Source organism: Pandoraea sp. B-6 (assembly GCF_000282835.1).
In the GTDB taxonomy this organism is placed as follows: Bacteria; Pseudomonadota; Gammaproteobacteria; order Burkholderiales; family Burkholderiaceae; genus Pandoraea; species Pandoraea cepalis.
The window spans coordinates 85,785-98,805 of the sequence record NZ_KB290503.1; the positions used below are offsets into that span (position 1 = coordinate 85,785).

Sequence of the window (13,021 nt, forward strand, 5' to 3'; positions counted from 1 at the left end):
GCGCTCGCTTCGCCCGCGCCAGTGGTCAAGCGTACGGTGCGCGGCTGGCGGGAGTCGGCGGCGTGACAATGCGTTGGCGGCTGCGCGACTCGCTCTTCGCGCGCATGGCAGGGCTAGGCATTGCCGTCCTGCTGGTGATGCATCTCGTGTGGAGTGCGTTGGTTTTCTATCAGCGTCCGCGTCAGCAGGTGGACGGATTTGCGCGCGGCCTGCTCATTGCCATCCAGAGCGTGGATCAACGCGCAGTGGACCCCGGCAGCCTCGCGCCGCCGCATGGCCTGCGTCGCGTGCCGCTGACGCGGGCGCCGGCGTTCGCCGATCGCGCAGACGACACACGCACCGCGCGCCTGCGCAGCGAATTGCTCGCGCGCTTGCCGGCCGGCACGCAGCTGCATCTGGTCGACGAGCGCAAGCAGGGTAGTTTGTGGGTCTTGCTGCCCCAACGCAGCGAGTGGATCGTCATCGGATTAGATTTGCCGCCGATGCCACCCTTCGTGCGCGAGACGGTCGGTATTCTGATCGGCGCGGTATTGCTGGCGTTGCTGGTGGCCTGGCAGATGCAGCGCCCGATTGCGCGCGTCGCCCACGCCGCGCGCGTGATCGCGCGTGGACGTCGTCCCGCCTTGTTGCCCGAGCAAGGGCCGCATGAGTTGCGCGACCTCACGCACGCCTTCAACGACATGGCCAAGCGCCTGGCCGAAGCGGAGGACAATCAGGCGATCATGCTGGCGGGCATTGCCCATGACTTGAAATCGCCGCTCACGCGTTTGCGTCTTCGCGCCGATTTGATCGACAGCGACAGCTCGCGCGACGGGTTTGTGCGCGACATCGCGTCCATCGATCACATCGTCCAGCAGTTCCTCGCCTACGCTCGCGACGAACCCGATACGAGTCCGCTTGTGGGCGTCGATGCGTTCTTGCGCGAACAGTTTCCGGCGCAGGGGGGCGACGAAGCCACGGCATCCTCGGCCACGGCGACCGAGTTGGCCGAGAGCGCGCCGCTGTTCGCCAGCCATTTGCGCGCGGGCCCGGCGTTCCAGTTGCCGCGCACGTTGCTCGACCGCGTCATGATGAATCTCGTCGACAACGCCCTCGAGCACGGCGCGCCGCCCGTGCGTCTGGCGACGTGGTGCGAGGGCGCGGTGGGCTGTATCGAGGTGAGCGACTGCGGGGAGGGGATTCCGGACGATCAGGTGGCGCTGGCGATGCGTCCGTTCGTGCGGCTCGACGCCTCGCGTGGTGGCGAGGGCCATTGCGGACTCGGTCTGTCGCTGGTGGCGCGGTTGGTCGAGGGGCTGGGCGGCGCCGTGCGTCTGGCGAGGTCGCCGGACGGCGGCCTTCGTGTCACGCTGCGCTTGCCCGTGACGCCCGCACCTGGGCTTACCGGCGGCTGAGATGATGCCTCAGGCGGCGTGCTGCCGCGCTGAGCCGCCATCGCGCCAGGCGCGTCAGTAGACCTCCGGCACGATCATTTCATCCGGCACCGGGTGACGCATATAGTCTTCGCTGCGGGCGCGTTCGGGCAATATCACCGACGAGCGCTCCACGTCGTGATACGGCACTTGCGCGAGCAAGTGATGCATGCAATTCAGGCGCGCGCGCTTCTTGTCGTCGGCCTGCACGACCCACCAGGGGGCTTCCGGAATGTGCGTGCGCTCGAGCATCACTTCCTTGGCGCGCGTGTAACTTTCCCAGCGACGGCGGCTTTCCAAGTCCATCGGACTGAGCTTCCATTGCTTCAGCGGGTCCTGAATCCGTGCGAGGAAGCGCGCCTCCTGTTCATCGTCCGAGATCGAGAACCAGTACTTCACGATCTGGATACCGCTGCGAACGAGCATCTTCTCGAACTCGGGCACCGAGCGGAAGAATTCTTCGTATTCGCTCTCGGTGCAGAACCCCATCACGTGCTCCACGCCGGCGCGGTTATACCAGCTGCGGTCGAACAGCACGATTTCGCCGGCGGCGGGCAGATGCTGAACGTAGCGCTGGAAATACCACTGCGTGCGTTCGCGGTCGTTCGGGGCGGGCAGGGCGGCCACGCGGCACACGCGAGGGTTCAGCCGTTGGGTGATGCGCTTGATCGCGCCGCCCTTGCCGGCCGCATCGCGGCCTTCGAAGATCACCACGAGCCGGTGGCGGCTGCGGATCACCCAATCCTGCAATTTGACGAGTTCGCCCTGCAGACGAAACAGTTCGCTGAAATAGTGCAGGCGGTCGCTGCGGGCCTCGGCGCTCAGGTCATTCAGCCCGGGCAGACGAAGATCGTCGATCTCCATCTCGATCTCTTCATCGTAGCTGTCGATCAGGTCATCCTGGAGGCGGCGCGCAAGCGAGGCGTCGCGGTCGGCATCGGAATCGAATTGGGTCATGGCGACGGACTCTTACGGACCAAAAAAATACGGAAGGCACCCGTCCAGCGTGGGTGAAGACAGGCCGGCACACGGCGCAGTCCCGCGTGCAGGGCGCACCCGAGAGTGAGCCAAAGTCTGCGACGATTTTATGACATTAGCATGGCGCGGACGAACGCCGCGCCAAGGCGTTTGCGTTCCGCCTCGCCCGGTGGGCGAAAGCGGCGTTGACAGGCGGTGTGCGAGGTGTGTGCGTTGTCACAAAAAAGCCATGTGACGGGGCCATGATGTCAGGTCGGCCCGCGCTGAGGTACGGGTCACGCCGCCCCCACTTTCGCCTACACACCGCGCGCATGTTCGCCGACTTGGTTCACAACGCTTATGGCTGCGATCAGGCGGGTCTGATCTATGGCTATCGATTCACCGACGGCACCTCGCCTGAGCCCATCGATTCGGGCGAGGCCCTCGCGTGGCTGGCGCAGGGCGAGCGTGCGCCCGGCTTCCTGTGGCTGCATTTCAACTTCGCGCATGCCGCGTGCGAGCGGTGGCTGCAGCAGCATCTGCGCTTGCCGGACGAATTCTACGAGCATCTGAGCGAAGGTTCGCGCTCGACTCGCATCGAACATTCCGACGACTGGCTGCTGGCCGTCATCAACGATGTGATTTTCGCGTTCGACATTGCGCAGTCGGAGATTTCAACGCTGCGTGTCGCGGCCAATGCCCGGCTGCTGGTCACGGGCCGGGTGAAGCCGCTGCGATCCATCGATAAGTTGCGCGCATCGGTCAAACGTGGCGAAGCCTTCCGTTCGCCGCTGGCGTTGCTGGTGCATTTGCTGCGCGATCAGGCGGATGTGCTCGAACGCATCGTGCGCGAGACGAGCGGGCGCGTGGATATGGTGGAAGACCGGCTATTGCAGCAGCGTATCGAGAGCAATCGCGCCGATCTGGGGTCGTTGCGCCGGGTGCTCGTTCGCTTGCAGCGATTGCTGGCACCGGAGCCGGCGGCGCTTTTTCGTCTGCTGAGCCGTCCTCCGCCCTGGGGGCATGTCGAGGACGTGCAGGAGTTTCGTCAGGCAACCGAAGAATTTGCCGTCGTGCTCAATGACTTGTCGGCCTTGCTGGAGCGAATCAAGCTGCTGCAGGAAGAGATTGCGGCAATGGTCAGCGAGCGCACCGAGCGCACGATCTACACGCTCACCGTCGTGACCGTGCTCGCCTTGCCCATCAACATCGTGGCGGGTTTCTTCGGCATGAACGTGGGCGGTATACCGCTGGCGGATCACCCGCACGGCTTCTGGGTTCTGGTCGCGATTGTCGCCACGGGGACCGCCGCCGCTGGCGGATGGGCGTTTCGGCGGCGGCCGGATTGATGGTGTCACGTCGAACCGCGACGCCAACACGGGCGGCTCATTGACCGTCCGGCGCGGCTTGAATCATCTTCCATCCGTTGCCGGCCGGGTCGCGAAAGCCCGCGTCGACACTGCCGTAGCGCTCGACCGGCGCCTGCGTGAACTCGACGCCGCCGGCTTTCAGTCTGGCGTAGCTTTCCTGGCAGTCCGATACGTGAAGTACCAGTGGCGGCATGGCACCCTTGGCGACCATCGCCCGCAACGTTTGCGCGGTCGCGTCGTCGTGGATGGGCGGGCCAGGGGTGAACAGGCCGAGCTGGAACGAGGGCTGGTCCGGATGCTGGACTGTCAGCCAACGGTACGGCCCGTTGCGCACGTCTGTGTGAACACGGAATCCGAGCTTCTCGACGTAAAACGCGAGGGCTTCATCCTGATCGTCGACGTACACACCGACCACTTGAATGCCTGGCTTCATAAGACCTCCTTGGTTGATGGAGGGACTGTACCTTGGGTTGCGCGGCGGCGCTTCTCCAAAACTGCGATCTTGAGATCGGGCCGCTGCGCCGCTTTCAGGACGCATGCGGGAACACGATCCGGGCAGTTGGGCGCGGTGGTCCGCGCCGACTGTCGGACAGCGCTCGGGCTTTGTCCATTGATGTCGCGAAAGATGCGGCCGAACGTGCCTACGCTCTCCCAGCCGGTGGCGAAGGCAATGTCGGTGATGCTCAGATCGGTGTCGCGCAACAGCGTGTTGGCCTGCTCGATGCGCCGTGTCAGCAGGTAGCGATGCGGAGGAATACCGAAGGCTCGCTTGAACGAGCGCGCGAAGTGCGCTTCGGAAGTGCCGCTGACCGCGGCCAGGCGCTTGACGGGCCAGGCCTCGTGCGAGGCCGAGTCCATGCGGTCTTTGGCGCGCAGCAGACGCCGCAGCAAGGCCGGGTCTTCCAACGGCGCGGTGTCGGCCGATTCGGCGCACGGGGCCGAAGACGGGGCTGGCATCGAGTCACGACGGCATTCGCGAGGGGCCATGAGTTCCAACGGCACAGACGAGATCCGCCTAGTTTAGGCGAAACAAGGGGGGGCGGGTATGGCCATGTGCGCAAGGGGCGGCGGCGGGCGCCGCCGGAGGCCGAATTCCTGATGTCTTCAGAACGTATGGTGCATGCCGCTCAGCACAAGCACCTGATTTTCATTGCTTGATGCCCCCGCGATCGACAGATACGCCTTTGTTCCGGCGTTGGTGTGCTCGCACAGCGCTTGCAGATACAGTTGCGTCGACTTGGACAGCGAGTAGATGTATCCCACCTCGACCTGCGACCATCGGTGACCGGACATCGTCGTCGTCGCAACGCCTCCAGTCACTTGATTGGAGCGCGTTAGCTGGTACTCGGCACCGGCTTCGTAGCTCTGATACACGTCTGAGGCAACGCCTTTTTTAAGGCGAACGCGCGTGTAAAGCCCGTGAACGCGAAGATTGCCGAATGTGTACAGAAGGCCTGAACCGAATGTCTGCGAATGGTCTGCAACGTATGCAGAAGCTGCGCTTCCTTGAAATGTGGTGAGACCTGTTGCCGCCACGCCAAAGGCGCGATTGTGCTGGTTGGAGAAAATGGCTGCCGTTTTCAGATTCCCGGACGCGAAATCGACGCCGATGCTGAAGGTGTTGCCGAAGCCGAAATTGGCCGTATTGCCAAGGCCGAACACCGAACTCGCGGAGAGGCCGTGATAGTTCGCAGAACGATACTTGATCGCATTGTCGATCGATGACGTCGCCGAGTTTGCGAGATTGTCGATATTGCCAGGATGGAACGCGTTCCATGACTGTGCGAGATAGGCGTTACTGAGCGGGGTGAGCAAATCGAAGTTAAGAGAACTTTGGTGCCCGACGGTAAGGGTGCCGGTGGTCGGCGAGGCGAGTCCCACGTATGCCTGGCGATTCCACATGGTTCCGCTTGAGACGGAAGTTCCGGTGCCTGTGAAAAAACCGTTCTCCAGTCGAAAAACGGTATGTAGGCCACCCCCGAGATCTTCAACGCCTCTGAACCCCCATCGATCCGGCTGCATATTGCTCTGATTGAATTTGAACAGGGCACTGCCCGCGCTGTTACTGACATAAGCGCCCCCTGCATCCAAGCTCCCGTACATCGTGACACCAGTTTGCGCCGAGACATTGCCGGCGAGTGAGCACATCAGTAATCCAGTTGCGATCGAGACCTTCATATTTCCCCGTCGATTCGAAACGGAAGTCCGGACAAATCGAGACTTCGTTAGTTAGTCGAGATGGTGTTGTTAAATGTTCAAATATGAACATGTAGAACAAAATTTGAGATTTCGAGGCGGATGGTTACATACTCAAAATTTCCGAGATGCTAGTGATTTCACCAGTAGCGAAAGGGGAGGTCGTGATGGCTACAATTTCTCATTCGTGAATCAATGTTTCGTATGTAAAACAAAGGAAGCAAATGGATACTCGGAGCACGACAGAGACCGATGCCGATTTACGGCCGGAGGGTGAGCGCCGCCGCGCGTTCCTGAAGACGACGGGAGCCGCACTTCTGTCCACATCGATCAGCAATCTCGTGCCTGCGACCGCCGCTCCGACGCAGCACATTGCAAAATCTCCTCCGGCCTCGCCACCGACGGGTTACAACGTTCTGTTCATCCTCGTCGACCAGGAACGTTACTTCGACGAGTGGCCGATGCCGGTGCCTGGACGAGAAAAGTTGAAGCGGCGCGGGATTTCGTTCGTCAATCACCAGATCGCGTCGTGTGTGTGTTCGCCGTCAAGATCGAACATCTACACGGGCCGCCATATGCAGCACACCGGTATCTTCGACAATGCGGGACTGCCATGGCAACCCGATCTGGGGCAGGACGTCCGCACGGTCGGGCATATGATGAAAGATGCCGGCTATCACTCAGCGTACTTCGGCAAATGGCATCTCAGCGCGACCATGCATGAGTCGCGCAGCCCTTACGATGCCCCCGTCGCGGATTATGCGAAGACGATGCGGGTATATGGCTTTGACGATTACTTTGGCGTGGGCGATCTTGTCGGGGCCGCTCATGGTGGCTATATGTACGATGGCACGACGACCGAGGCGGCGGTGACATGGCTTCGGAATCGCCGACCGAACGCGAGCACCTCCGAAACGTCAGCCAAGCCTTGGTTTCTCGCGGTCAATCTGGTGAATCCGCACGACGCGATGTGGTTCGACCCTGCACCGAGCGACAAAGGGCATGCGGGGTTGCTGCCTACCCGCGGCGCGCCAAACGACAAGCTGTATGAAACGCCATGGCGAAATGTGCCACTACCGCCGTCGCGCAAGCAACCACTGAACGGTCAGGGGCGACCGGCAGCCCATGCCATGTACGGCGCGGCGCACGCAGCGCTGATCGGCAGGTTCGACTTCAGCGACAGGAGTGTCGGCCTCTATCAAGACAATTACTTGAATTGCATTCGCGATTGCGATCGGCACGTCGCACGGATTCTGGAAGAATTGGACAACCTCGGCATTGCCGACCAGACCGTCGTGATCCTGACGTCAGATCATGGGGAGCTTGGCGGATACCATCAAATGATTGACAAGGGGGCGAACGCCTACCGCCAACAAAACCATGTGCCATTCATCGTCGCGCACCCGGCATACGAAGGTGGGAAACAATGCTCGGCCATCACATCGCACGTCGACATAGCGCCCACGTTGCTGGCGTTGGCCGGGTTGCCGGAGGAAAAGGTGCGCGCCATCGCGGGAAAAGCATCGGTCGGCCGCAGTTTCGCGCATCTGTTGAAGGCGCCGGACACGGCGCCCGTGGACGCCGTTCGTCCTGCAGCGCTGTTCAACTACGCGATGCTGCTGTATTACGACAGCGAATGGATGCTCGCGGAGTTCAACACCATGCGGCAACGCGGTGTGCCGCCGCAGGAGATGCATCGACGCGCATGCGCCCTGCAACCCAATCTAACGCTCAGGGGGGCGATACGGAGTGTATTTGACGGTCGTTATCGTTTCAGCCGGTATTTTGCGTTGTCGGATTTCAATCGTCCGACGACATTGGATGCGTTGATGCAACACAACGATCTGGAGCTTTACGATCTTCAATCGGACCCGGACGAAATGAATAATCTGGCGTCGCAGCCGGGGCGATATGGGACCGAGCTGCTTGCGATGAACGGCAAACTGAATGCCCTTATCGACGCGGAAGTCGGCGAGGACGCCCTAAGCAGTCTGCCGTTCATCGACAACCGGCTGCAATTCAATTTCCGGAAACATTCATAGCGAGGCGCTACCGGTGGGGGCGACTTGGCGCAAGCGCTTCCTTTACCCCGGCACGCGATCCAGCGCGGCCAACACATCTTCCGGTCGAATCTCCCGCGTGCACTCGAACGCGCGCGGCGTGTCGCGATGCCGTGGGCACCAGTGAAAGTCGTCGTGGTTGAAGCGCAGCGCCGGGTCGTGCCAGCAGCCGGTGCAGACGTCGCGCGCACTCACCCGGTAGGGCGTGGCGAACTCGTTGTGCGGCAGGGTGAAACCCGAGATCAGCACCGTAGGCGTGCCCATCGTCCAAGCGAGCCACGACAGTCCGCTCGACAAGCCGATAAAGGCACTCGCGTGCATCAGCCAGCGCGCGCGTTCGGTCAACGGCAGGTCGCCCGTGGCATCGATCGCGCCCGCCGGGATCGACTGCCAGAAATCCCCCTTGCCGTGCCGCGCCTTCTGATCGATGCACACGACCTGCATACCGCGTTCTCGCAGTCCGGCCACCACCGCATCCCATCCCCCCGGCCGATTCCAGTATTTGCATTGCGCGGTACTTTGCACGGCGATGCAGACGTAAGGTGCCGCCATCGGCCGCGACGCGTCCGGCAGCACCGTCTTCGCGCGCGCCTCGGCATCGTCTACGCCAAGAATGTGCGCCGCGGTGCGATGTAGCCCTGTCGCGCGGAAGTCGCGCGGTTGTTTCACGCGTGCCACGTCGTCGAAAAACAGGCCGATGTTGTACGTCGCGTAATACTTGCGTCGCTCCACCTTGTCCTGCGGGACGAAATCGACGTCCGGATACGCGTCGCGGAACAGCGACGCCACGGCCGGGGTAACGACACAGGCCAGACGGCACCCGTGCACTTGTGCAAAACGCAGCGCATAAGGCAGCCAGCCGAGCACATCGCCCAGGGCGGCCAATGGAAACTGGACCAGTACCGCCTGCTCGCGTGCATCGTAACGATGCGCAAAGACCTCCACGTCGTTCAGCCAGATCGTGATGCCATAGCGCACAAAATACTTGGCCGGGCTGCGCACGACGCCCGAGGAGAGGGAGACATCGGCCAGCGTGCTGTCGTCTCGCAGGTCGCTGATCCGCACGCGCCACGGCAGCGGCTGACCGAAATCGGGAATGACCACGCGTGCGCCGTCATTGAAATCGAAGCGCAGGCCGGCCGGGCCGACTTGCGTGGGCAGCAGGGCCGGCGACAGGAAAATCTGGTGCGGTGAGGGCGCAAACGGCGTGACTGCCGGCGAAGGGTCGGCGGGTGCAGTATCGGAGTGAGGCGGGGCGGGCATGGCATGGGTCATGCCCGACACCATACGCCGGACATAGCGCGAGCGATTGCGCGGCGAACGAGCGGAAAAGGGTCTATTTCTGGAAATTGGCTGGTTTTGGCGTCCAAAGGCCTTTCAGACCCTTTCGGTAATCCGTCCGGCAACGGGCCCGCAGACCCATTCGACGACGCCAAGCCCGGTCCATGGCGCCACTCGAACGCAACCGTAACCGGGGCCGCAGCGGCAAACGCTCATGCCGCGCCAGCCACCACCTGGTACTGCGCGCGCAGCGCCTGCGTGAACAGACGATGCGTCTCGCGCGGATTTTCCCGGCGCGTGAACATCGCCACCGGCGGCAGCGTCCATGTGAGCGACCAGGGTACGATCGCCACGCCGGCGATACGCACCAGCTCCTCGGCAATGTCTGCCGGCAACAGCGACACCGCGCGCTCGCTGCTGGCGAGCAACTCCCCCGTCAGCCGCGACGAGAAGCTCTCGACCACCGGCACCGGCGGTACCACGCCCGCGTGCAGGAACAGATCGGATAACTGGTCGCGCATCGGTGTGTGGGGCGCGCCCATCACCCAGTCGAGTTCGGCGAGCTGCGCCCACACCGGGGCGCTTCGTCCGAGCCGGGCGGCCAGACGGCGGTTGGCGACAACGCGCGGCATCTGGTGATGCAGCACTTCGAATTGCACCTGTGTCAGGTCGAGGCCGGCGCCCGCGCGTCCGATCACCACGTCGAGCGAGTGGTCGCGCAGTTGCGCCATCAGTGATTCGCTGGTGCCTTCATGGAGGGTGACGGTCAGTCGCTGGGGGATCTCGGCGAGCGTTTGCTGAATCGCGGCAGCCAGCGTCTTGCCGGAGATGTAGGGAATCACGCCCACCTGCAGTCGCGCCGCGTGTCCGGCCATCACGGCCTCGATGTCGCGGGTCAGGTGATCCAGGTCGTGCACCATCGCTTGCGCACGGGCGAGAACGACGTCGCCGAGCGGCGTGGGCGTCATGCCGCGCGGCGTGCGGTCGAACAGCGGGCCACCGAGCATGCTTTCCAGCTCCGCGAGGGCACTGGTGACCGCCGGCTGACTCGTCGCCATATGTTCGGCCACTCGCGTGAGCGAGCCGTGCTGCTGAATTTGCAGCAGCAGCACGAGATGACGCATCTTGAGCCGAGTGGTCAACCGCCGGACCACTTCCCCCGTGTCGAAAGGCACCGCCCCCATCTGTCCCCAATCCCCTGAAACCCCCGATGCTCCGGGCTTATAACGAAAACATGATGCCCCCATAGTAATTCAGAATCGTCCCCCGCTGGCGGCTGCCTAGAATGGCCTCACCTCTGATGCGCCAGGGCGGTAACCGTCTCCAGAATGGTCCGCGGCGCAAGGCAGAGCCGAGACATCGACCGAGGACGACACCCCCATGAGCCAAAGTAACGATCACCAGGCCGCCCTGGAATATCACCAGTTCCCGACCCCGGGCAAGATTTCCGTGACGGCCAGCAAGCCGCTCGTCACGCAGCGCGATCTGGCGCTCGCCTACACCCCGGGCGTCGCCATCCCGTGCCAGGAAATTGCCGCCGATCCCGCGCAGTCGTTCAAGTACACCGGTCGCGGCAATCTGGTCGGCGTGATCACGAACGGCACCGCCGTGCTGGGTCTGGGCAACATCGGCGCACTGGCCTCCAAGCCGGTGATGGAAGGCAAGGCCGTCCTCTTCAAGAAATTCGCCGGCATCGATGTGTTCGACATCGAAATCACCGAGAGCGACCCGGACAAGCTGGTCGAGATCATCGCGAGTCTCGAAGCCACGTTCGGGGGTATCAACCTCGAAGACATCAAGGCCCCGGAGTGCTTCACCGTTGAGCGCAAGCTGCGTGAACGGATGAAGATCCCCGTCTTCCACGACGATCAGCACGGCACCGCCATCACCGTTTGCGCCGCGTTTATCAACGGCTTGAAGGTCGTAGGCAAGGACATCCGCGAAGTCAAGGTCGTGACCTCGGGCGCCGGCGCCGCCGCGCTTGCCTGTCTGGACCTGATGGTCGACCTGGGCCTGCCCGTCGAGAATGTCTGGGCAACCGACATCGACGGCGTGGTCTACGAAGGCCGCACGGTGGGCATGGACCCGGACAAAGCGCGCTTCGCGCAGCCGACCGACAAGCGCACGCTCGCGGAAGTGATCGAGGGCGCCGACGTGTTCATCGGGCTGTCCGCCGGCGGCGTGCTCAAGCCGGCAATGCTGGGGACGATGGCGGCGCGTCCGCTGATTCTGGCGCTCGCCAACCCGACGCCGGAAATCTTCCCGGAAGAAGCGCGCGCCGCGCGCGACGACGTGGTGCTCGCCACCGGCCGTTCGGACTTCCCGAACCAGGTCAACAACGTGCTGTGCTTCCCGTATATCTTCCGCGGCGCGCTCGACGTGGGGGCGACCACGATTACGCGCAACATGGAAATCGCCGCCGTGCACGCGATTGCCGCGCTGGCCCAGGAAGAGCCGAACGACTCCGTGGCAACCGCCTACGGCGCGTATGACCTGTCGTTCGGGCCGGAGTACCTGATTCCGAAGCCGTTCGATTCGCGTTTGATCGTGCGCATTGCGCCGGCCGTGGCGCGCGCCGCCATGGAAGATGGCGTGGCCACGCGCCCGATCGCCGACTTCGACGCGTATGCCGATCAGTTGCAACAGTTCGTGTATCACTCGGGCGCGTTCATGAAGCCGATCTTTTCGGCGGCCAAGCAACTCGTGCGCGACGGCGGCAAGTCGCGCATCGTGTTCGCGGAAGGCGAGGAAGAGCGCGTGCTGCGTGCCGTGCAGGTGATCGTCGACGAAAAGCTGGCGCGTCCGATCCTGGTGGGCCGCCCGGAAGTGCTGCTCGCGCGCATCGAGAAGTTCGGTCTGCGCCTGCGTCTGGGCGAGGATGTCGAGGTGACCAATCCTTACTACGACGAGCGCTTCCACCAGTACTGGACCAACTACTGGGAGCTGCGTTGCCGTGACGGCATCACGAAGGAAATGGCGCGTGTCGAGATGCGCCGCCGTCTCACGCTGATCGGCGCGATGATGGTGCGCCTGGGCGATGCAGACGGCATGATTTGCGGCACCGTGGGCGCGTATCACGACCACCTGCGCTTCGTCGATGAAGTCATCGGCAAGCAGCCGGGCGCGAATACTTACGCGGCGATGAACATCCTGCTGCTCGACAAGCGCACCGTGGCGCTCGTGGACACGCACGTCAACGATGACCCGACGGCCGAGCAGATCGCCGAGTTCACGATGGCCGCCGCCAAGCAGATGTCGTGGCTGAACCTGAACCCGAAGGTCGCGCTGCTCTCGCGTTCGAATTTCGGCTCGGGCAGCGCCGCGTCGGGGACGAAGATGCGTCGAGTACTGGAGATGGTCAAGGCGCAGGCGCCGGAGTTGGAGATCGACGGCGAAATGCACGGCGACTGCGCGCTCGATGAAGGTCTGCGCAGCCGCATTCTGCCGCAGTCGCGTCTGAAGGGCGCGGCGAACCTGCTGGTGTGCCCGAACGTCGATTCGGGCAACATTGCCTACAACCTGCTCAAGACGGGCGCGGGCAGCAACGTGGCGGTAGGACCGTTCCTGTTGGGTGTCGGAGCACCCGTCAACGTGCTGACGTCGAGCTCCACCGTGCGACGCATCATCAACATGACGGCGCTGACCGTTATTCAAGCCAATCGCGACTGATGACTACACGGGGGGCACGCTTGGGGAGAATTTCCTGGGTGTGACACCCGTCACGGCCCCGGCCGGTCCGGCAGAC

10 protein-coding genes are annotated in these 13,021 nt (G+C 63.2%); 4 read left to right on the forward strand and 6 right to left on the reverse strand.

All coding sequences use genetic code 11. The features are described 5' to 3' along the window. A partial coding sequence (locus A985_RS0107590) for an ATP-binding protein (protein ID WP_017232803.1) occupies window positions 1-1,394 on the forward strand: 1,394 nt, incomplete at its 5' end. Window positions 1,395-1,448: 54 nt separating this feature from the next. Here A985_RS0107590 and ppk2 read toward each other — a convergent pair. Beyond that, complete coding sequence (ppk2, locus tag A985_RS0107595) at window positions 1,449-2,369, reverse strand: polyphosphate kinase 2 (protein WP_017232804.1); 921 nt, start codon at window positions 2,367-2,369, stop codon at window positions 1,449-1,451. Between the two features lie 332 nt (window positions 2,370-2,701). Between ppk2 and A985_RS0107600 the strand changes: the two genes are divergently transcribed. Further along, window positions 2,702-3,718: a transporter gene (locus A985_RS0107600; protein WP_017232805.1), complete on the forward strand. Its 1,017-nt coding sequence runs from the start codon at window positions 2,702-2,704 to the stop codon at window positions 3,716-3,718. A 37-nt stretch (window positions 3,719-3,755) separates the two neighbouring features. Here the strand turns inward: A985_RS0107600 and A985_RS0107605 are convergent, their stop codons facing one another. From A985_RS0107605 to A985_RS0107615, 3 genes are all read right to left on the reverse strand, one after another. Then, window positions 3,756-4,172 (reverse strand): VOC family protein, encoded by a 417-nt coding sequence (locus A985_RS0107605; protein WP_017232806.1) that lies wholly within the window; start codon window positions 4,170-4,172, stop codon window positions 3,756-3,758. Continuing rightward, on the reverse strand, window positions 4,169-4,696 hold the full coding sequence (locus tag A985_RS0107610) for a helix-turn-helix domain-containing protein (RefSeq protein WP_020372910.1): 528 nt from the start codon (window positions 4,694-4,696) through the stop codon (window positions 4,169-4,171). Before A985_RS0107610 ends, A985_RS0107605 begins: the two co-directional genes overlap by 4 nt. A 147-nt stretch (window positions 4,697-4,843) precedes the next feature. After that, window positions 4,844-5,917, reverse strand: a complete 1,074-nt coding sequence (locus tag A985_RS0107615; RefSeq protein ID WP_026131746.1) for a porin — start codon at window positions 5,915-5,917, stop codon at window positions 4,844-4,846. A gap of 359 nt (window positions 5,918-6,276) precedes the next feature. Here A985_RS0107615 and A985_RS0107620 point away from each other — a divergent pair, with 359 nt between their 5' ends. Beyond that, complete coding sequence (locus A985_RS0107620; RefSeq protein WP_232424553.1) at window positions 6,277-7,977, forward strand: sulfatase-like hydrolase/transferase; 1,701 nt, start codon at window positions 6,277-6,279, stop codon at window positions 7,975-7,977. A 42-nt stretch (window positions 7,978-8,019) separates the two neighbouring features. On the opposite strand, the gene A985_RS0107625 is transcribed toward A985_RS0107620, so the two are convergent. Further along, the gene (locus tag A985_RS0107625) at window positions 8,020-9,270 is read right to left on the reverse strand and encodes an autotransporter strand-loop-strand O-heptosyltransferase (protein WP_198288668.1); all 1,251 of its coding nucleotides are present in this window, start codon (window positions 9,268-9,270) and stop codon (window positions 8,020-8,022) included. A 218-nt stretch (window positions 9,271-9,488) separates the two neighbouring features. Next, window positions 9,489-10,451: a LysR family transcriptional regulator gene (locus A985_RS0107630; RefSeq protein WP_026131747.1), complete on the reverse strand. Its 963-nt coding sequence runs from the start codon at window positions 10,449-10,451 to the stop codon at window positions 9,489-9,491. Between the two features lie 205 nt (window positions 10,452-10,656). Between A985_RS0107630 and A985_RS0107635 the strand changes: the two genes are divergently transcribed. Further along, the gene (locus A985_RS0107635; protein ID WP_017232812.1) at window positions 10,657-12,945 is read left to right on the forward strand and encodes an NADP-dependent malic enzyme; all 2,289 of its coding nucleotides are present in this window, start codon (window positions 10,657-10,659) and stop codon (window positions 12,943-12,945) included. Window positions 12,946-13,021: the final 76 nt, after the last annotated feature.

What these genes read in the sequence shown, in the direction of transcription:
- A985_RS0107635 (WP_017232812.1), top strand. Translation starts at nt 10,657, where the DNA reads ATGAGCCAAAGTAACGATCACCAGGCCGCCCTGGAATATCACCAGTTC.
- A985_RS0107615 (WP_026131746.1), bottom strand. Translation starts at nt 5,917, where the DNA reads ATGAAGGTCTCGATCGCAACTGGATTACTGATGTGCTCACTCGCCGGC.
- A985_RS0107610 (WP_020372910.1), bottom strand. Translation starts at nt 4,696, where the DNA reads ATGCCAGCCCCGTCTTCGGCCCCGTGCGCCGAATCGGCCGACACCGCG.
- A985_RS0107600 (WP_017232805.1), top strand. Translation starts at nt 2,702, where the DNA reads ATGTTCGCCGACTTGGTTCACAACGCTTATGGCTGCGATCAGGCGGGT.
- A985_RS0107605 (WP_017232806.1), bottom strand. Translation starts at nt 4,172, where the DNA reads ATGAAGCCAGGCATTCAAGTGGTCGGTGTGTACGTCGACGATCAGGAT.
- A985_RS0107625 (WP_198288668.1), bottom strand. Translation starts at nt 9,270, where the DNA reads ATGACCCATGCCATGCCCGCCCCGCCTCACTCCGATACTGCACCCGCC.
- ppk2 (WP_017232804.1), bottom strand. Translation starts at nt 2,369, where the DNA reads ATGACCCAATTCGATTCCGATGCCGACCGCGACGCCTCGCTTGCGCGC.